Origin of the sequence: Kibdelosporangium phytohabitans (assembly GCF_001302585.1) — a bacterium.
GTDB classification, from domain to species: Bacteria; Actinomycetota; Actinomycetes; order Mycobacteriales; family Pseudonocardiaceae; genus Kibdelosporangium; species Kibdelosporangium phytohabitans.
In genome coordinates this window covers 3,293,800-3,312,500 of the sequence record NZ_CP012752.1, presented here as the reverse complement: position 1 = coordinate 3,312,500, position 18,701 = coordinate 3,293,800, and the positions used below count along the sequence as shown (strand labels likewise).

Annotated in this window: 17 protein-coding genes, 1 tRNA gene and 1 rRNA gene (1 of these 19 running past the window's edge); 4 read left to right on the top strand and 15 right to left on the bottom strand. The window is 69.0% G+C overall.

Translation table 11 applies throughout. From position 1 onward, the window contains the following. The 13 genes from AOZ06_RS15385 to AOZ06_RS15325 form a co-directional block, all read right to left on the bottom strand. Nucleotides 1–168 (bottom strand): 16S ribosomal RNA (locus AOZ06_RS15385) (it extends 1,351 nt beyond the left edge of the window). Nucleotides 169–684: 516 nt separating this feature from the next. Continuing rightward, nucleotides 685–1,959, bottom strand: a complete 1,275-nt coding sequence (gene tyrS / locus AOZ06_RS15380) for a tyrosine--tRNA ligase (protein ID WP_054296668.1) — start codon at nucleotides 1,957–1,959, stop codon at nucleotides 685–687. A 211-nt stretch (nucleotides 1,960–2,170) separates the two neighbouring features. Then, entirely contained in the window at nucleotides 2,171–3,163 is a 993-nt protein-coding gene (locus tag AOZ06_RS15375; RefSeq protein ID WP_218921996.1) for a cytochrome P450 family protein, read from the bottom strand. Continuing rightward, a complete protein-coding gene (locus AOZ06_RS15370; RefSeq protein ID WP_236952241.1) occupies nucleotides 3,160–3,771 on the bottom strand; it encodes a DNA-3-methyladenine glycosylase in 612 nt (203 codons plus the stop codon). The genes AOZ06_RS15375 and AOZ06_RS15370 overlap by 4 nt, the downstream gene beginning before the upstream one ends. Continuing rightward, on the bottom strand, nucleotides 3,768–4,373 hold the full coding sequence (locus AOZ06_RS15365) for a VOC family protein (RefSeq protein WP_236952239.1): 606 nt from the start codon (nucleotides 4,371–4,373) through the stop codon (nucleotides 3,768–3,770). Before AOZ06_RS15365 ends, AOZ06_RS15370 begins: the two co-directional genes overlap by 4 nt. A 10-nt stretch (nucleotides 4,374–4,383) precedes the next feature. Further along, nucleotides 4,384–5,784, bottom strand: coding sequence for an argininosuccinate lyase (gene argH, locus AOZ06_RS15360; protein ID WP_054290021.1), 1,401 nt, complete (start codon nucleotides 5,782–5,784; stop codon nucleotides 4,384–4,386). 61 nt (nucleotides 5,785–5,845) lie between these two features. Beyond that, the gene (locus AOZ06_RS15355; protein ID WP_083471702.1) at nucleotides 5,846–6,343 is read right to left on the bottom strand and encodes an arginine repressor; all 498 of its coding nucleotides are present in this window, start codon (nucleotides 6,341–6,343) and stop codon (nucleotides 5,846–5,848) included. Continuing rightward, the gene (gene argF / locus AOZ06_RS15350) at nucleotides 6,340–7,266 is read right to left on the bottom strand and encodes an ornithine carbamoyltransferase (RefSeq protein WP_054290020.1); all 927 of its coding nucleotides are present in this window, start codon (nucleotides 7,264–7,266) and stop codon (nucleotides 6,340–6,342) included. Before argF ends, AOZ06_RS15355 begins: the two co-directional genes overlap by 4 nt. Continuing rightward, the gene (locus AOZ06_RS15345) at nucleotides 7,263–8,423 is read right to left on the bottom strand and encodes an acetylornithine transaminase (protein WP_054290019.1); all 1,161 of its coding nucleotides are present in this window, start codon (nucleotides 8,421–8,423) and stop codon (nucleotides 7,263–7,265) included. Before AOZ06_RS15345 ends, argF begins: the two co-directional genes overlap by 4 nt. Next, entirely contained in the window at nucleotides 8,423–9,307 is an 885-nt protein-coding gene (gene argB, locus AOZ06_RS15340) for an acetylglutamate kinase (protein WP_054290018.1), read from the bottom strand. Before argB ends, AOZ06_RS15345 begins: the two co-directional genes overlap by 1 nt. Continuing rightward, the gene (gene argJ, locus AOZ06_RS15335; protein WP_054290017.1) at nucleotides 9,304–10,476 is read right to left on the bottom strand and encodes a bifunctional glutamate N-acetyltransferase/amino-acid acetyltransferase ArgJ; all 1,173 of its coding nucleotides are present in this window, start codon (nucleotides 10,474–10,476) and stop codon (nucleotides 9,304–9,306) included. The genes argB and argJ overlap by 4 nt, the downstream gene beginning before the upstream one ends. After that, a complete protein-coding gene (argC, locus tag AOZ06_RS15330; RefSeq protein ID WP_054290016.1) occupies nucleotides 10,473–11,501 on the bottom strand; it encodes an N-acetyl-gamma-glutamyl-phosphate reductase in 1,029 nt (342 codons plus the stop codon). The genes argJ and argC overlap by 4 nt, the downstream gene beginning before the upstream one ends. Nucleotides 11,502–11,570: 69 nt before the next feature. Next, nucleotides 11,571–13,040: a carboxylesterase/lipase family protein gene (locus tag AOZ06_RS15325; protein WP_054290015.1), complete on the bottom strand. Its 1,470-nt coding sequence runs from the start codon at nucleotides 13,038–13,040 to the stop codon at nucleotides 11,571–11,573. A 172-nt stretch (nucleotides 13,041–13,212) separates the two neighbouring features. Here AOZ06_RS15325 and AOZ06_RS15320 point away from each other — a divergent pair, with 172 nt between their 5' ends. Further along, on the top strand, nucleotides 13,213–14,322 hold the full coding sequence (locus AOZ06_RS15320) for a serine hydrolase domain-containing protein (RefSeq protein WP_083471701.1): 1,110 nt from the start codon (nucleotides 13,213–13,215) through the stop codon (nucleotides 14,320–14,322). A gap of 12 nt (nucleotides 14,323–14,334) precedes the next feature. Further along, nucleotides 14,335–15,423 carry a serine hydrolase domain-containing protein gene (locus AOZ06_RS15315; RefSeq protein ID WP_054290013.1) on the top strand — a complete coding sequence of 363 codons (1,089 nt, stop codon included), beginning with the start codon at nucleotides 14,335–14,337 and terminating at the stop codon, nucleotides 15,421–15,423. On the opposite strand, the gene AOZ06_RS15310 is transcribed toward AOZ06_RS15315, so the two are convergent. Then, nucleotides 15,416–16,846, bottom strand: a complete 1,431-nt coding sequence (locus AOZ06_RS15310; RefSeq protein WP_157233029.1) for an amidohydrolase — start codon at nucleotides 16,844–16,846, stop codon at nucleotides 15,416–15,418. The two genes, AOZ06_RS15315 and AOZ06_RS15310, sit on opposite strands and share 8 nt — an antisense overlap. A gap of 49 nt (nucleotides 16,847–16,895) precedes the next feature. Here AOZ06_RS15310 and AOZ06_RS15305 point away from each other — a divergent pair, with 49 nt between their 5' ends. After that, a complete protein-coding gene (locus tag AOZ06_RS15305) occupies nucleotides 16,896–17,993 on the top strand; it encodes an MBL fold metallo-hydrolase (RefSeq protein WP_054290011.1) in 1,098 nt (365 codons plus the stop codon). Nucleotides 17,994–18,050: 57 nt separating this feature from the next. Then, nucleotides 18,051–18,139 (top strand) — tRNA-OTHER (locus AOZ06_RS56250). A 59-nt stretch (nucleotides 18,140–18,198) separates the two neighbouring features. On the opposite strand, the gene AOZ06_RS15300 is transcribed toward AOZ06_RS56250, so the two are convergent. After that, the gene (locus tag AOZ06_RS15300; RefSeq protein WP_054290010.1) at nucleotides 18,199–18,633 is read right to left on the bottom strand and encodes an Hsp20/alpha crystallin family protein; all 435 of its coding nucleotides are present in this window, start codon (nucleotides 18,631–18,633) and stop codon (nucleotides 18,199–18,201) included. Between the last annotated feature and the right edge of the window lie 68 nt (nucleotides 18,634–18,701).

The window sequence follows — 18,701 nt, the reverse complement described above, 5'->3', positions numbered from 1 at the left end:
CGGTATTAGACCCAGTTTCCCGGGCTTATCCCAGAGTGCAGGGCAGATTACCCACGTGTTACTCACCCGTTCGCCGCTCGTGTACCCCGAAAGGCCTTACCGCTCGACTTGCATGTGTTAAGCACGCCGCCAGCGTTCGTCCTGAGCCAGGATCAAACTCTCCAACAATGCTTTGTCAAAGGTTCGACGTCCTGACAAACCAGAACTCATCTGGTCCATCTGTCCATCTCAAAGGAACCTCTCGACGAGGTTCATAAAAGCTCTACTGGCTTTCAATAGATCGACACACTGTTGAGTTCTCAAACAACACACGCACATCTTTAGGGCGACGCTCGGTCAACCTTCAAGAGGCTTGTATTTCTAAGTTTTTTTGGTCTTGCGCTCCGTTCCCCTGACTTTCTGGGGCCCGTTCCGCGCTGACCTGGATAAAGTTACACGGCCGCCAACGAGAGGTCAAATCGCGCCCCTCAAGCCCCGCTGCGAGGTAAAGCCGCAGGTGAGCGGCCCTCCAACGGGGCTACCGCCACGCTATCGGACCTCAGCCAGAGCGCAAGTGTGTCGCCCGTCACACCAACAAATTCGAGAACCCTCGTTTTGATCAAGAAAAGCGCCCCTGAGCTGGGCAAACATGCGAACAGGCCGCCAGTCTGAACGACTGACGGCCTGTGCTACGGAACTACTCGATCAGGGCGTGACGCGTACTCCGGCGGTATTCCGCTTGCCCTTACGCACCACAAGCCACTTGCCGTGCAGCAGGTCATCAGCCGTCGGACGCCAGTCGTCAGCGGGGATACGCGTGTTGTTCACGTACGCGCCTCCCTCACTGACGGTCCGCCGCGCAGCGCCGTTACCTGCGGCAAGACCGCTCGCCACCAGGATGTCGATGATCGTCGGCTGGTCGGCCAGCCGCAGGTCACCCGTCGGGACCTCGGCCATCGCGGCTTCCAGCGTGCTCGCGTCCAGCTCACGCAGCTCACCACGGCCGAACAGGGCCTGCGACGCGGCGATCACCTGCTGGGTGTCCTTCTCGCTGTGCACGAGGTTGGTGAACTCCTCGGCCAGCCGTTTCTGCGCGGCACGCAGCTGCGGTTTCTCCTCGGTCTGCCTGGTCAGCTCCTCGATCTCCTCGCGGGAGACGAACGTGAGCATCCGCAGGTAGGTGAGCGCTTCCGCGTCGTCGACGTTGACGAAGAACTGGTACCAGGCGTACGGCGAGGTCATGGCCGGGTCGAGCCACACGTTCCCGCCGCCGGTCGACTTGCCGAACTTGCGGCCCTGCGAGTCCGTCACCAGCGGCGCGGTCAGCGCGTGCACGCTCTTCTGCTCGACCTTCCTGACCAGGTCGACACCGCCGACGATGTTGCCCCACTGGTCCTGCCCGCCGATCTGCAGCGTGCAGCCGTGCTTGCGGTAGAGCTCCAGGTAGTCGTTGGACTGCAGGAGCAGGTAGCTGAACTCGGTGTACGACATGCCGTCGCCCTCGAGCCTGCGTTTGACCGTCTCACGGGCGAGCATGACGTTGACCGAGAAGTGCTTGCCGATGTCCCGCAGGAACTCGGTGACCGGGACGTTGCCGGTCCAGGTCAGGTTGTTCTCGACCAGCGCGCCCGTCGGTGACGAGTCGAAGTCGACGAAGCGTTCCAGCTGGCCGCGGATGCGCTCGGTCCACTCGGCCACGGTGTCCAGCGAGTTCATCGTGCGCTCGCCGGTGTCGCGCGGGTCGCCGATCATGCCCGTGGCCCCGCCTGCCAGCACGATCGGCCGATGGCCTGCTCTCTGGAATCGGCTCAGGCCCAGCAGCGGGACCAGGTTGCCCGCGTGCAGGCTGGGCGCTGTCGGGTCGAAGCCGCAATAGAGGGTGAGTGGGCCCGAGCCGAGGTCGCGGCGCAGGGCTTCGAGGTCGGTGGACTGCGCGATCAGGCCGCGCCAGGACAGCTCGTCAAGGATGTGCTCACTCACGGTCCCCATCATCCCCCACCGGGCCGACGGGCCATCCCACGGCGTTGATGTCCTCCGGTTCGAGGATCCTGACCGGCCCACCGTGCCTGGCCAGCAGACCATGGCCTGGTCACCGGCTTCATCCGCCTGATCAGCGGGACGACCGGTCGCAGCAGGGTGCAGGCGACCCGGTACGCGGTCGTGCTCGACGTGGCGCCGTGGACGATCACCTTCACCGGGTGAGCGCAACCGGCAACTCCAGCAGCCCACGACTTCTGAACGAGTCGCGCCACTTCAGCTCGCCGGCGGGGACCGCGAGCGCCGCGTCCGGGTACCTGCCGGACAACGTGGCCAGCGCGATCTCCAGCTCCAGCTTGGCCAGCGGCGCACCGAGGCAGTAGTGGACGCCCGCGCCGAAACTCAGGTGCCGGGTCGACGCGTCGTTGGCGGACTGGATGTCCAGCAGGACTGTCTGGCCCTTGGGGATCGCCTCCCCCGCGATCTCGACGTCCTCGAGCGGGAAACGGCGGATCGCGAACGGGACCGGGTTGGCCACCCGCAGCAGTTCCTCGGTGTCCGCCGGGCCGTCGAACAGGCGGAGGACGCTGTTGCCGATCAGGTGGACGGTGTTCTCGTAACCCGCCCACAGGATCAGGAACGCCAGCGACAGCAGTTCGTCCTCGGTCAGCTCGTCCTCGCCGTCGCGGGCTTCGATCATCGCCGAGATCAGGTCGTCCGCCGGGTCCGCTCGCTTCGTGGCGATCAGGTCGGCCATGAACGCGTACATGCTGACCACCGCGTCACGCGAGCCGCCGGTCATCAGGGCGTCGGTCCAGCCGCGGAAGTCGTCGATCCGTTCGGCCGGGACGCCGAGCAGGTCACCGATGGTGATGATCGGCAGCGGCGTCGCGTACGCGGCCATCAGGTCGACCGTGCCGCTCAGTCCGTCCAGCAGCCGGTCGGCTGTGGCCTGGATGCTGTCGCGCATTCGCGCCACCCGGCGTGCGGTGAACGCGCCTGCGACCAGCTTCCGCAGGCGCGTGTGGTCCGGTGGGTCCAGGTTCAGCAGGTTGCGGTCCAGCGCGGGCGGCAGCGCGAAGCCCGAGTACCCGCCGGTCGAGTTCGCCCTGTTCAGCGACAGGCGCGGGTCGGCGAGGCCTTGGCGCACGTCGTCGTGGCCGGTGATCCGCCACGCGGTCGTGCCGTCCGGGAGCGTGATCTTCACCGGAGTTGCCTCGTTCGTTTCCCGCCGCGGCGGTACGCGCTCACTGCGGTGGAATCCACCCAGAACCGCCACGGCACGTCCATGGCGACGGCCACTCCCACCCGTGGCCCGCTGTGGATGTCACCGGCTGGTTCGCCTTCGTAGATCCGGATCGGCGAGTCGGGATCGGTCAGGTCCACGCCGTTCTGCACGCGGTCGATGCCCAGCACACCGGTCAGTCTCGCCGGGCCTTTGGCCAGTTCGGCGTCCTTGCGCGCGCTCGGCCTGCGGGTGCGGGCCAGCTCGATCCCGTCGACGACCTCACCGGCTCGCAGCAGCACGGCGCCGGGAACGCCGTCGGTCAGCGAGACGATGTTGGCGCAGAAGTGCATGCCGTAGACGAAGTACACGTAGAGGTGCCCGGCCGGGCCGAACATCACGTCGTTGCGTGCCGTCCGGCCCCGGTAGCAGTGCGACGCGGGGTCGTCGCCGCCTCGGTACGCCTCCACCTCGACCAGCCGGACCCGCACAACCCCTTGCGGGCTGTGGGATTCCAGGATGCCGCCGAGCAGGATCTTCGACGCGTCAACGGGATCGACGGCGAGCTCGTCGCGGGTCAGTTGCCTCACCTGATGACCACTTCACCCTTCGGTGTGCGGATCGTGGCCGTCAGCCCCGGTGGCCCGGATTCGACCGCCACGTCGATGCCGAGGGCTTGCAGTCCCGTGCCCAGCTCGTCGCCCTGGATCCGGAACGACACCAGCTCCGCACCGGTCGGCAGCGAGTCCGCCGGGTGGGGCGTGGTTCCCCAGTCGATCAGGAACGGCAGGGGCCCGGCGAGCATCGGTGTGTGGCGCCACTCCAGCAGCACGCCGTCCGCGCGCCTGCGGGACGTCACCGCGACCGGCCCAGGGTCGTAGCCCTGGGCCTTCGCCCGTTCCACCACGTCGTCGATGTCCTCGACCCTGGCCGCCCACGCCACCAGCTTCGGCGCGGTCAGCTCGTCGATGCCGAACGGCCGGGGAGCACCGGGCTCCGGCTGGTCCCGGTCCGGGCCGATCACCTCGAAGTACGCGCCGCCGCCGAGGTTCGCCAGCAGGTTGCGCGTGCCGCGGCCGACGTGCCTGCCGCCTTCGGTCAGCTCGATCCCCAAGTCCCCGACCTCCGACAAGTCGGGCACCGCGTACACCAGGTGGTCGATCAACACCGCTCCCCTTTCGCCTGGCACCACGATGCCATGATCAGGGGGCGAGCCACTCCCGGTGCCCCTGGAGGCGGGCGACCAGACGTTCGCGCTGCTCGGTGACGCGCGCCGGCGCTGTGCCGCCGTACGCGTCGCGGGAACCGATCGATCCGGCGACAGTCAGCACGTCACGGACCTTCGGTGTCAGGTTCGGGTCGATCTCGGCGAACTCGGCGTCGGTCAGCTCGTCGAGCCCGACACCACGGGCCTCGGCCACGCGGACGCACGCGCCCGCGGCCTCGTGCGCGACGCGGAACGGAACGCCTTCGCGGACCAGCCATTCCGCGATGTCGGTCGCGAGTGTGAAGCCCTGCGGCGCGAGTTCGGCCATCCGGCCGGTGTCGAACGTGAGCGTGCCGATCATCCCGGCGATCGCGGGCAGCAGGAGCTCGAGCTGCTCGACCGAGTCGAACAGCGGCTCCTTGTCTTCCTGCAGGTCACGGTTGTACGCCAGCGGCTGGGCCTTCAGCGTGGCCAGCAGGCCGGTCAGGTTGCCGATCAGCCTGCCGGACTTGCCCCTGGTCAGCTCGGCCACGTCCGGGTTCTTCTTCTGCGGCATGATCGAACTGCCGGTGGCCCACGCGTCGTCGAGCACCGCGTAGCGGAACTCCGCGGTGGTCCAGATGATCACTTCCTCGGCCACGCGTGACAGGTTCACGCCCAGCATGGCCAGGGCGAACGCGATCTCGGCGGCGAAGTCACGCGAGGCCGTGCCGTCGATGGAGTTCTCCACCGGGCCGTCGAAGCCGAGGTCCGCCGCGACCGCGGCCGGGTCCAGGCCGAGCGACGAGCCGGCCAGCGCGCCCGAGCCGTACGGCGACAGCGCGGCGCGGGCGTCCCAGTCCCGCAGGCGTTCGATGTCCCTGGTCAGGGACTGGGCGTGGGCGAGCAGGTGGTGCGCGAGCAGGACCGGCTGCGCGTGCTGCAGGTGCGTTCGGCCTGGCATGACAGCCGTGTCGTGCTGGGTCGCCTGCGCGACCAGGGCGTCGATGACGTCCAGGGTTCCCGCGGTGACCCGGCGCGCGGCGTCGCGCAGCCACATCCGGAACAGGGTCGCGACCTGGTCGTTGCGCGAGCGGCCCGCGCGCAGCTTGCCGCCGAGCTCGGTCCCCGCGCGCTCGATCAGGCCGCGCTCCAACGCCGTGTGCACGTCCTCGTCGGCGACGGTCGGGGTGAACGCGCCGGAGACGACGTCCGCCTCCAGGGTGTCCAGCGCCTTGAGCATGCCGTCCAGCTCGTGCTCGGTCAGCAGGCCCGCGCGGTGCAGGACACGGGCGTGTGCCCGTGATCCGGCGATGTCGTGCCTGGCCAGCCGCCAGTCGAAGTGCGTCGAGGCGGACAGCGCCGCCATCGCGTCGGCCGGGCCAGCGGCGAACCTGCCGCCCCACAACGAACTCACTCTGCGAACTCCCTGCTCAAAGCTCGTGAGTGGTTCGGCCGGTTAGAACCGGCCGAACCACTCACGAGGATTCCTTCAGTCCTGCCATTGTCCGGAAGCGGTCGGCCAGTTCCGCGCCGGTGATCGGTTCACGGGCGATCACCATGACAGTGTCGTCGCCCGCGATCGTGCCCACCACTTCGTGCAGCGCCGCCCGGTCGATCGCGCTGGCCAGGAACTGCGCGGCCCCGGGCGGGGTGCGCAGCACAGTCAGGTTGTGCGAGTGGTCCGCCGAGACGAGCACCTCGCCGAGCAGCCTGGTCAGCCGGGTCGTCCCGCCCTGCACACCGCGCACGGGCGAGCCGTCCTCGGGGATGACGTACACGGGGGCGCCCGCGTCCGGGCCGCGGAGTTTCACCGCGCCGAGCTCGTCCAGGTCGCGGGACAGCGTCGCCTGGGTGACGTCCACGCCTTCCGCGGCGAGGATCTTGGCGAGCTCGGTCTGGCTGCGGATGGCCATCGTGGACACGAGCTCGACGATCCGCGCCTGCCTGGCGACACGGGTGCCCGCCGACGTCACGCCTGCTCCAGCAGCCAGGTCAGCAGGGCTTTCTGGGCGTGCAGCCGGTTCTCCGCCTCGTCCCACACCGCGCTGGCCGGGCCGTCGAGCACCTCGTCGGTGACCTCCCAGCCGCGGTGCGCGGGCAGGCAGTGCAGCACGATCGCGCCCGGCGCGGCCCGTTCCAGCAGCGCGGAGTTGATCTGCAGGCGGCGGAACGGGGTCACGCGGTCGCGGCCGTCGTTCTCCTGGCCCATCGAGGTCCACGTGTCGGTCGCGAGCACGTCCGCGCCATCGACCGCTTCGTACGGGTCGGTGAGGATCGTGACGCTGCCCTCGGTCTCCGCCGCGCGCTTCTTGGCGTCGACGACGAAGGAGTCGTTGGGCGAGAAGCCTTCCGGCGTGACGAGCCGGATGTGCAGGCCCGCCGTGACGCCGCCGAGCATCAGCGAGTGGGCCATGTTGTTGGCGCCGTCACCGAGGTACGTCAGGGTCAGCCCGGCGAGTTTCCCCTTGCGCTCGCGAACGGTCTGCAGATCCGCGAGCACCTGGCACGGGTGGAACTCGTCGGTCAGCGCGTTCACGACTGGGACCGCGGACACCGACGCCATCGCCTCGATGCGCTTCTGCGCGAACGTCCGCCACACCACGGCGTGCACGTAACGGGACAGCACGCGTGAGGTGTCCTCGATGGTCTCCTCGCGACCGAGCTGCATCATCCGGCCGTCCACGATGATCGGCTGGCCGCCGAGCTGCGCGATGCCGACCTCGAACGACAGGCGGGTGCGTGTCGAGTTCTTCTCGAACAGCACCGCGACGCTCTTCGGCCCGGCCAAGGGCTTGCGCCCCAACGGGTCCTTCTTGAGCTCGTCGGCGAGGTCGAGCACGGCGAGCTGTTGCGACGGCGACAGGTCGTCGTCGCGCAGGAAATGCCGGACGGTCACAGTCCCTCCAAAGCTGACGGCAGGTCGGCCACGAACTGTGCGGCGTCGTCATGATCGAGGATGAGCGGGGGCGCCAGCCGGATCACGTCCGGCTGGATCGGGTTGATCAGGTACCCGGCGTCCTTGGCTTTCGCCGCGACGGCGGCGGAGACCTTCTCGCGCAACAGGATACCGATCAGCAGCCCGGCGCCGCGGACACCGCCGACCAGCGGGTGGCCGAGTCCTTCGACGCCTGCGGCGATTTCCTTGCCCACCGCGGAAACGTGGTCGAGCAGGCCGTCCGACGCGATCGTGTCCAGCACGGCGAGGCCCGCGGCGCAGCACACGGGGTTGCCGCCGAACGTGGTGCCGTGGTGCCCGGGCTGGAACAGGTTCGCCGCGTCGCCGAACGCCAGGCACGCGCCCAGCGGCAGCCCACCACCGAGTCCCTTGGCCAGCGTCACGACGTCCGGTATGACACCGACCTGCTGGAACGCGAACCACGTGCCGAGACGGCCGATGCCGGTCTGCACTTCGTCGAGGATCAACAGTGCGCCGTGCTTCGCGGTGATCTCACGCGCTGCCTGGAGATAGCCCTCCGGCGGTACGACCACACCCTGCTCGCCCTGGATCGGTTCGACGATGAACGCGGCCGTGTTGCCGTCCACAGCGGACTCAAGCGCGGCGGCGTCGCCGTACGGGACATGGGTCACGTCAGGGACAAGGGGTTCGAACGGCGTGCGTTTGCCGGGTTGCCCGGTCAACGTCAGCGCACCCATCGTGCGGCCGTGGAAGCCGCCCTGGGTGGACACGACCTTTTTACGGCCGGTGAGCCGGCTCAGTTTCAGCGCCGCTTCGACGGCTTCGGCGCCGGAGTTGCCGAACACGACCTTGCCTTCGACACCGGCCACGTCGAGCAAGCGCTCGGCCAGTTCCAGCGCGGGCAGGTTGATGTTCAGGTTCGACGTGTGGCCGAGCCTGCCGATCTGCTCGGTCACCGCGGCCACGATCGCCGGGTGCGCGTGCCCCAGCGCGTTCACCGCGATCCCGCTGAGCAGGTCCAGGTATCGGTTCCCGTCGGTGTCCCAGACGTGCGCGCCCGCACCTCGTTCGAGGCCCAGCTGCGGTGTGCCGTAGTTGTTCATCATCGCGGCTTCCCACCGCTGTTGGAGCGTCATCACACGTCCCCTTCGTCTGGTAGCACCATCGTGCCCACGCCCTCGCTCGTGAACACCTCCAGCAGCACCGAATGCGCCTGCCTGCCGTCGATCACGTGCGCCTGCGGCACCCCGCCGCGGACCGCGCGCAGGCAGGCCTCCATCTTGGGCACCATGCCGCTGGCCAAGCCCGGCAGCACCGTCTCCAGTTCGGCGGCGTCGATCCGTTGCACCAGAGAGGACCTGTCCGGCCAGTTCTTGTACAGCCCTTCGACGTCAGTCAGGACGACGAGTTTGCGGGCCTTCAACGCGACCGCGAGCGCCGCGGCGGCGGTGTCCGCGTTGACGTTGTGCACGACACCGTCGATGTCGGGGGCAACCGTGGACACGACCGGGATCCGCCCGGCCGCCACGATGTCCTCGACTGCGGCGGGGTTCACCGTGACCACGTCGCCCACCAGGCCGAGGTCGACTTCCCGGCCGTCGATCTCCAGGCCGCGGCGTTCGGCCGTGAACAGGTGCGCGTCCTCGCCGGAGATCCCGACCGCGTACGGGCCGTGCGCGTTGATCAGGCCGACGAGTTCCCGCCCGACCTGGCCGACGAGCACCATGCGCACGACGTCCATCGCTTCCGGTGTGGTGACGCGCAGTCCGCCGCGGAACTCGCTCTCGATGCCGAGCTTGCCCAGCATCGCGCCGATCTGCGGCCCGCCACCGTGCACGATCACCGGGCGCAGCCCGGCCACCCGCAGGAACACCATGTCCTGCGCGAAGGCGCGTTTGAGTTCGTCGTCGACCATGGCGTTGCCGCCGTACTTGACGACCACGAGCGCGCCGTGGAACTCCTGCAACCACGGCAAAGCCTCGATGAGGACCTCGGCTTTGCGGTCCGCGTCGTTGTTCATGACGAGTACGCGCTGTTCTCTTCGACGTACGCGTGCGACAGGTCGGTGGTCAGGATCGTCGCCTCGCCCCGGCCGAACGCCAGGTCGATGACCACGTCGATGTCCCGGCCGGTCAGGTCGGCGTTCTCCCGGTCCTCGCCGCGGGTTCCCTTGTCCATCACGCGGATCCCGTTGATGATGATGGACAGCTGGCCGGGGTCGATCCGCGCCTTCGCGCGGCCGAGCGCCATCGCGATCCGGCCCCAGTTCGGGTCCGAGCCGAACAACGCGGTCTTCACGAGGTTGTCCTCGGCCACGATCCGTCCGATGTGGACGGCTTCGTCCTCGGTCGCGGCGCCTGTCACGGTGATCGCGATCTCCTTGGTCACGCCCTCGGCGTCGCCTTGCAGCTGTTTGACCAGGTCCGCGCTCACCTCGGTGAGCAGCGCCGTGAACTCCCCCGCGCTGGGCCTGACGCCGGACGCGCCGGACGCGAGGACGAGGACCGTGTCGTTCGTCGACGTCCCGCCGTCCACGTCGAGCCGGTCGAAGGTCATACGGGTCGCCTCGCGCAGCGCGGTGTCGATGGTGTCCTTGTCGAGGTCCGCGTCCGTGGTGATCACCGACAGCATGGTCGCCAGGTTCGGCGCGAGCATGCCCGCGCCCTTCACGAACCCGCCGATCGACCAGCCCTGCTCGTGCGCCTTCCACGACTGCTTCGGCCGGGTGTCCGTGGTCATCACGCCCGTCGCCGCGTGCAGTCCAGCCTGGTCGTCACTCGCGAGGGCGGTGACCGCCGTGTCCACACCGGACAGGACCTTGCCCATCGGGAGGCGTTCGCCGATCAGGCCGGTCGAGCACACCGCGACCTCGATCGCGCCGCACCCTAGGCCCTCCGCGACTTTCTCGGCGGTGGCGTGCGTGTCCTGGAAGCCCTCGGGGCCGGTGCAGGCGTTCGCGCCGCCGGAGTTGAGCACGACGGCTTTCAGGCTGCGCTGCTGGAGCACCTGCTGTGACCACAGCACGGGCGCGGCCTTGACCACGTTCGTCGTGAAGACGCCCGCGGCCGCGGTGCCCGGCCCGTCGTTGACCACCAGCGTGAGGTCCAAGGCGCCGCTGGCCTTGATCCCGGCGGCGATCCCGGCGGCACGGAACCCGGCGGGCCCGGTGACACCCTTGTCACGGTTCACGGAGCGACTCCCACAGTCGAAAGCCCGGTCGTCTCGGGCAGTCCGAGAGCGATGTTCATGCACTGCACAGCGGCACCCGCGGTGCCCTTGGTCAGGTTGTCGATCGTCCCGACGACGATCAGGCGCCGCAGGTCAGGGTCGACCGTGATCTGCAGCTGAACGGCGTTGGACGCGAGCACCGCGCCGGTGGTCGGCCACGAACCGGTGGGCAGGACGTGCACGAAGGGCTCGTCGCCGTAGGCCTTGTCGTACGTGGCAAGGACATCCTCGATCGTCTTGCCGGGCTTCAACGCGGCGCTGCACGTGGCCAGGATGCCGCGTGGCATCGGCGCGAGGACGGGCGTGAAGCTGACCGCGACCGCCCCGCCGGACACGCGGCTGAGGTTCTGGATGATCTCGGGTGTGTGCCGGTGTGTGCCGCCGACGCCGTAGACGCTGACCGACCCCATCACCTCGGAGCCGAGCAGGTGCGGTTTCAGCGACTTGCCCGCACCCGACGTGCCGGACACGGCGACGATCACCGCTTCGGGCTCGACCAGGCCGTCTTTGAACGCGGGAGCCAGCGCCAGCGAGGACACCGTGGGGTAGCAGCCGGGGACGGCGACCCGTTTGGCGCCCTGAAGCACGCCCCTTTGGTCCGGCAACTCCGGCATTCCGTACGGCCAGGTGCCCGCGTGGTCACCGCCGTACCAGCGGTGCCAGGCGTCCGCGTCTTCGAGGCGGTGGTCCGCGCCGCAGTCGATGACGAGGGTGTCCTCGCCGAGTTCGGCCGCGATCTTCGCGGACTTGCCGTGCGGGAGGGCGAGGAAGACGACGTCGTGACCGCCGAGTTCGTCGATGGTCGTGTCGCCGAGCACCCGGTCGGCGAGCGGCAGCAGGTGCGGCTGGTACTGGCCGAGCGTCATGCCCGCGCTCGCACCGGCGGTCAACGCCCCGATCTCGACTTCGGGATGCCCGAGCAGGAGCCGCAGCACCTCACCGCCCGCGTACCCGCTCGCCCCGGCTACCGCCGCCCTCACAGTCATATGGATGATTATGCACAAGCATGCAAACTCACTCAATCAACTATCGGACGAGATCACACCTTCGCGCCATCAGCCCGCCACCGGCGCCAACGCCGCGAACGGGTGGTCTGCCCAGATCAGCCTGGACTTCTCCGCCGGATAGGCGGTGACGGCAGGCTCGACGTCGAACACCTGCGTGAGGCGATGCGCTGTGCCGTACGCGGGCCAACCAGGATCGCCATGCGTGGCGAACGCCGTCCACGCGGTACGCATCCGCGCCGACAGCGCCTCCGCTTCACCTGTCGGACCGTCACCGAGCAGCATGGCGGGCTGCCCCTTGTCGAGGTTGCCGAAGACAAGCGGCACGTCCAGGCCATGGCACGCTCCGAGTACACCACCCATACCGGGCGCGGGCCACGTCAGCTCGAACACGTACGCCCGGCCGCCACCGGCGACCTGCGCCTCTGCCAGGCGCGATGACGACATGCGGAACAGCCAGTCGGCGTGCACCAGGTCGTGCAGCTCCTCCGGGCTCGCCCCCGGGAAGCTCTCCAGGTAGCGACGTGGATCGGGCGCGTAGATCTGCAACGCTGCCTGCGCCTGCTCCTGGGTCACTTGACCGAGGGTCCCCTGAATCAGGCTGAACAGCCGGTGCTCGTCGCGGGTGTGACCGGCGATCAACTCGACGCCTTTGCCCGCACCGTCGGCAAGCGCTTGCCACGGCGTCGCGGGGAGAACGTCACCGTCCACGACCGGCGCGAACGGGATCTGGCGGTGCGCGGGCCTGCCCCACCGGTCCGCCCACTCGCCGGTCCTGGCCATGAACGCGTCACCGGCGCCGGACAACTCATCCGGGCCGAGAGTGGCCGGATCCGCATCGGCGGCCAGGGTCGTGCCGATCTGCCTGGCGAGCTCGGGCGTGAAGAACACGCTGGTCACGCTCTGCGCGATGGCTCGGCGGAACAGGCCGGCGGCACGCGGCATCGCCAGCAACGAAGCGACCGACCCGCCACCGGCCGACTGCCCGAAGATCGTCACCCGGCCGGGGTCGCCGCCGAACGCCTCGATGTTGTCGCGGACCCATTCCAGCGCCGCGACCTGGTCGAGCAGGCCCCGGTTGTGCGGTGCGCCCTCGATCCACGCGAAGCCCTCGGCACCGACCCGGTAGTTGAACGTCACCAGGACGACGCCGTCGCGCGCAAGGCGGGCACCGTCGTACTCGGGCAGGCTGGACATGCCGAACACGAAGGCACCGCCCTGGATCCACACCATCACCGGCAACCCCGCGCCCGCTGACAGCTCGGGCGTCCAGACGTTGATCGTCAGCCAGTCATCGCTGTCCCGCACGAGAGCGTCCATGCCGAACACGCCCGCTTGTGGTGGTGGCGGGCCGTACGACAGGGCGTCCCGCACTCCGTCCCAACGCCGGACCGGCCGTGGCGCGGCGAAACGCAGCTCACCGACCGGTGGCTCCGCGAACGGGATGCCACGGAAGACCGCCACATCCGCGTCCCACACACCGCGGACCACACCAGCGGGTGCACGGACCTCTGACGTCATGTGTCTTCCCCTCTCCGGGCCGGCCGAACTCGGGCACGGGCGGATCCTTCCCACCGCCGCACACCGGCTGCCAGCCAATTAATCGGCGACCTTTGCCCTTTGAGCATTTTCGTCACAAAAGTATTAAACTGCGTGGATAGTACTGTTCCCAGTTTCGGGAAACCCGGTACCGATGAGTTCTCGGCCCGAGCCGGGTCCACCGGACATGGACCTGAACAAGTACGTGGCCGACGGCAGGCTGCCGGGCGTGCTCACGCTCGTCGCGCGGGGCGACGACGTCGAAGTCGAGATCGCGGGCCCGTACACCCGGGACACGCTCTTCCGGCTCGCCTCGATCACCAAACCGATCACGGCCGCCGCGGTGATGCTGCTGCTCGAGGACGGCCGGATCGCCCTCGACGACCCCGTTGACATATGGCTGCCGGAACTCGGCGAACCCAAGGTCGTGCGTACCCCGGAAAGCCCGATCGACGACGTCGTCCCGGCCGCGCGTGCCGTGACCGTCTTCGACCTGCTCACCTCCCGCGCCGGGTACGGCTTCGCGCCCCGGTTCGACCTGCCTGCCGTGCAGGCGTTCGGCGACGTGATGGGCTGGGACGGCCGCCAGGTCCAGGATCCGCCCGCGCCGGACGAGTGGATGGCCCGGCTGGCAACGATTCCGATGGCGGCGCAGCCCGGTGCGGCGTTCCTGTACCACGCCGCGTCCGACCTGCAGGGCGTACTCGTCTCACGGGTGTCCGGGCAGTCGTTCCCCGACTTCCTCCAGGAACGGGTCTTCGAGCCGCTCGGCATGGTGGACACGGCTTTCTGGGTCACACCGGACAACATCGACCGGTTCACCGGCTACTACCGCAGCGGGCTCGAACTGGTGGACCCGCCGGAAGGCCGGTGGAGCACGCCGCCCGCTTTCCCGTCCGGCGGTGGCGGCCTGGTCTCCACCGCGGACGACTGGCTGCGTTTCGGCCGCGCGCTGCTGTCGGACGCGTTGCTGACACGCGAATCCGTGAAACTCATGACCACCAACCACTTGCCTGAGGAGCAGCGCGTGGGCGGTGGCGTCTTTCTCGACGGACAGGGCTGGGGATTCGGCGGTTCTGTCGACGTCACCACCAAGCAACCGTGGAACGTCCCTGGCCGTTATGGCTGGACCGGCGGAACCGGGACGACCGCGTACGTCCACCCCGCCACCGGCACTGTCACGATCCTGCTCACCCAACTCGCCGCCGAAAGTCCCGAATCCGCGGCGCACCTCATGGAATTCTGGACGGACACGGCCCGTTAGGAAGGCGGAGCAATGGATCTGCGTGCCTACGTCGACGACGGCACCGTGCCCGGCGCGGTGTCGCTGGTCGCGACGGGTGACTCGGTCGAGGTCCAGGAGGCCGGGATCGCCTGCGGCACCACCCCGATGCGCCGGGACACGATCTTCCGGATCGCGTCGGTGTCGAAGACGATCACGGCCGCCGCGGTGATGCTGCTGGTCGAGGACGGCCGGATCGCCCTCGACGACCCGGTCGGCAAATGGCTGCCGGAACTCTACGAACCCACGGTCGTGCGCACCCCGGAAAGCCCGATCGACGACGTGGTCCCGGCCAAGCGCCCGATCACCGTGTCCGACGTGCTCACTTTCCGCGCCGGATACGGGTTTCCGGCCGACTTCTCGCTACCGGCGGCGGATCTGCTGATCAGGGCCGCGCACAGCGGCGGGGACTTCCACTCGCAGCCCGCGCCGGACGAGTGGCTGGCCACGCTGGCGACCGTTCCCATGCTCGGCCAGCCCGGCGAGAGCTGGCTGTACCACACCTGCGCGGACATCCAGAGCGTGCTGATCGCCAGGGTGTCCGGCCAGTCGCTGCCGGATTTCCTGGCCGAGCGCGTGTTCGAGCCACTCGGCATGCCCGACACCGCGTTCGAGGTGCCGCCGGGCAAACGCGACCGGTTCACCACCGGGTACAGCCACGACCTGAAACCCGCCGACCCGGTCGACGGCAAGTGGAGCACGGTGCCGGCGTTCCCATCGGGCGGCGGCGGGCTCGTGTCGACCGCGGACGACCTGCGCAAGTTCGGACAAGCGCTGCTGGGCGACACGCTGCTGTCCCGCGCGTCGGTCGGTCAGCTGACCACGGATCACCTGACCGCCGGGCAACGCGCGGCCGGCGAGGTGTTCCTGGAAGGCCAGGGCTGGGGCTTCGGCGGCTCGGTCGACGTCGCCCAGGCGAACCCGTGGAACGTGCCCGGCCGTTACGGCTGGATCGGCGGGACCGGGACGACCTTCCACGTCATCCCGGCCACCGGCACGGTCACCGTCCTGCTCACCCAGGTCTTCCTGGCCGGTCCGAGCCCGACAGCGCTCATGCGGGACTTCTGGACGTCGGCTAGCTGACGTGCGTCAACCGGCCGCCGACCATCGTCAGCACGATCGGTATCTCGCGAAGCTCGTGCGGCGCAAGCGTTCCCGGGTCGACCGCGGTCACGGTCAGGTCCGCGGTGTCACCCACGCGGACGGCGCGGCGGCCCCGGCTCGACGCGGCGAGCGCGATGTCCAGAGCGATCGCTTGCTCCGGGTGCCAGGCCGGCCGGGTGTCGTCGGTCCGGCTGACCGCCGACGCGATCCCGTCCCACGGGTCCAGCGGCGAGACCGGCGCGTCCGAGCCGAGCTCGAGCGTCGCGCCCGCGGCGAGCAAAGCCGCGTAGGGGAAGGCGTTCGCGGTCCGGCCCGGCCAGTGCTGGTCGGCCACGTCCCGGTCGTCGGGCTGGTGCGCGGGCTGGACACCGGCGATCACGCCCAGCTGCGCGAACCGGGGCACATCGTCGGGGTGGACCAGTTGCGCGTGCTCGATCCGCCCGGCACAGCCGACTTTGGCGAACGCGTCCAGCGCGATCGTGTTGGCCCAGTCGCCGATCGCGTGCACGGCCGGGCTGATGCCGTTACGGGAGGCCTTGTCCATCAACGGGACCAGCTCGTCGAACGGCAGCTCCAGCAGGCCGTGCGAGTCGTGCCCCGGGTACGGGTCGTGGCAGTACGCCGTGCGGGTGTTCAACGACCCGTCCACGAAAAGCTTGTACGGACCGACTTTCAGCAGGCCGTCCGCACCGGGGACGACGTCACCGGTGCGGTACCCGCGGTCGATCGCCGTGTCGAGCAGCGGCCGGGAGACCACAGCGGACACGCGGACGCCCGGCTTGCGCAGCGCCGACCGGCGCAGCCAGTCGGTAACCGTGTCGCTGTACTCGTAGTCGACGATCTCGGTCACGCCACGAGCCGCGGCGGCGTCGGTCGCCTCGAGCACCCACTCGTCCGTGGCGGCCGGGAGCGCGGCGGTCCCCGCCATGCAATCGTTCTCCAGGAGCACGCCTGTCGGGTGCTCGCGTCCGATCAGGCGCAAAGCCGCTGGGCTGAGCCAAAGCGTATGCAGGTCGTTGCTGAACAGTGCGACCGGTTGCCCGGGCAGCGCCCGCTCCAGCAGGTCCTTGTGCGGCACGTCCGGCCACGTGCCGTCCCGGAAACCGTGGCCCATCACCAGTTCCCCGGGCTTCACGGTGCTCGCCCCGGCCACGATGCCCACCACTTCGGCGGCGGACCTCGCCTGCGTCAACGGAATCCGGCGCCGCGAACTGGCCCACTGCGTCATGTGCACGTGCACGTCGACCAGGCCTGGCAGCACCGTGCCGCCCCGGCCGTCGACCACCTCACCCGTATGGGGAAGGTCCGGGCCGATCGCGGCGACACGCCCGCCGGTCACGGCCACATCCACCCGAGGGCCGCCCAGCCCGAGTCGGACATCACACAGTAGTAACGCGGTCACGCGCGTCACGCTACACGGCAAACGCGCGTACGCTGACTTGGTGGGACGTATGAAAAGGATGGTCGGCGCCGCACTCGGCGTGACCGTGGCGGGCCTGCTCGCCAGGGCGGCGTGGGGCGTGCCCGCGGCGATGGGTGGCGCGCCGCGTGGTGAACGCGCCGATCGTGTCCGGCGATCACCGCAGTTCCGGGATGGCAAGTTCCGTAATGAACACCGAACACAGACGATGCCGAACGGTGACACCGGTGATCTCATCCGCCGGTACCGCGCGGACAAGGACAACCGCAAGCCCCGCCGTCCCATCCCCCTCGTCACGCATCCGGGTGACAAGCCGAGCCAGGGCGGACTGTTCGTGACGTGGTACGGCCACGCCAGCGCGCTCGTCGAACTCGACGGCGCCAGGGTGTTGTTCGATCCAGTGTGGAGCGACCGGGTGTCGCCGTCGGCGCGCGTCGGCCCGCGCCGGCTACACCCCGTACCCGTATCGATCGAAGAGCTGCCGAAGCTGGACGCCATTGTCATCTCACACGACCACTACGACCACCTGGACCTACCGACCGTACGCGCGCTCGTGCGCACGCAGAGTGCGCTATTCGTTGTGCCGCTGGGAATCGGGGCGCACCTGGAGCGCTGGCAGGTTCCCGCCGACCGGATCGTGGAACTGGACTGGAACGAGAGCACGACGGCCGGGCCGCTGCGGCTGACCGCGACACCAGCGCAGCACTTCTCCGGTCGCGGCTTCTCACGGGATGGGACGCTCTGGGCGTCGTGGGTCGTCGCAGGTCCGGCGCGGCGCGTGTTCTACAGCGGGGATACGGGATATTTCGACGGTTTCGCGAGGATCGGCGCAGAGCACGGGCCGTTCGACGTGGCACTGGTGCAGATCGGCGCGTACGACCCGCTGTGGCCCGACATCCACATGACGCCGGAGCAAGGCGTGGCCACGCATCTGGACGTGCATGCGCACGTGCTGATTCCCGTGCACTGGGCCACTTTCACGCTCGCCCCGCACGCGTGGGCCGAACCGGTGGATCGGCTGTGGCGCGAGGCAAAAGCCCAGGATGTGACACTCGTCGTCCCCAAACCGGGTGAACGAGTGGACATCGACAACCCGCCGACGGTCGACGGATGGTGGCAGACGCTTTGACGCGATGCACTCGAAAGGGCGTAGAGAACGGACGCACTGCCGAGTGAGAATATGGCCCTCGCCATAGCTCAAGTGGGAGAGCACTCCGGCCGGTGTCGCCACCGCGCTGGAGAGGACGCTCGGTTCGATTCCGGCTGGCGAGTCCACGCACCAGGGCCGGTCGGCACGACCGGCCCTGCCACCGTTGTCACTCCGAAGTGGACGTTCAGCCTGTGGTGATCCGCCTCGGCTCGCCATCGGCCGAGACCTCGATCCGGCGCGGCTTGGCGCGCTCGGCGATCGGGATCGTCAGCGTGAGCACACCGTTGGCGTACGAGGCGTTGATCCGGTCGGCGTCGAGGCTGTCACCGAGGAACAGCTGCCGCGAGAACACTCCCAGCGGACGCTCGGACACCTGCATCTGCACATCGGCCTTGTGGGCGGGGCGTCGTTCGACCTTGACGGTCAGCACGTTGCGTTCGACGTCGAGTTCGACTGCCTGCGGGTCGATACCGGGCAGGTCGAAGTGCACGACGAACTCGTCGCCGTCGCGGTAGGCGTCCATCGGGATCGACGCGGGCCGCGTCCATGTCCCCGCGGGCTGGAAGAACTGCTGGGTCAGCCGGTCGAGCTCGCGGAACGGGTCGGTGCGCATCAACATCTTCGATTCCTCCCTTGGTTTGTCGTGCCGTTGTCACGCACTGGGTCAGTTGTAGCACTGTCGTCAAC

What these genes read in the sequence shown, in the direction of transcription:
- AOZ06_RS15300 (WP_054290010.1), bottom strand. Translation starts at nt 18,633, where the DNA reads ATGTTGATGCGCACCGACCCGTTCCGCGAGCTCGACCGGCTGACCCAG.
- argB (WP_054290018.1), bottom strand. Translation starts at nt 9,307, where the DNA reads ATGAACAACGACGCGGACCGCAAAGCCGAGGTCCTCATCGAGGCTTTG.
- argC (WP_054290016.1), bottom strand. Translation starts at nt 11,501, where the DNA reads ATGACTGTGAGGGCGGCGGTAGCCGGGGCGAGCGGGTACGCGGGCGGT.
- AOZ06_RS15305 (WP_054290011.1), top strand. Translation starts at nt 16,896, where the DNA reads ATGAAAAGGATGGTCGGCGCCGCACTCGGCGTGACCGTGGCGGGCCTG.
- AOZ06_RS15315 (WP_054290013.1), top strand. Translation starts at nt 14,335, where the DNA reads ATGGATCTGCGTGCCTACGTCGACGACGGCACCGTGCCCGGCGCGGTG.
- AOZ06_RS15345 (WP_054290019.1), bottom strand. Translation starts at nt 8,423, where the DNA reads ATGACGCTCCAACAGCGGTGGGAAGCCGCGATGATGAACAACTACGGC.
- AOZ06_RS15320 (WP_083471701.1), top strand. Translation starts at nt 13,213, where the DNA reads ATGAGTTCTCGGCCCGAGCCGGGTCCACCGGACATGGACCTGAACAAG.
- AOZ06_RS15325 (WP_054290015.1), bottom strand. Translation starts at nt 13,040, where the DNA reads ATGACGTCAGAGGTCCGTGCACCCGCTGGTGTGGTCCGCGGTGTGTGG.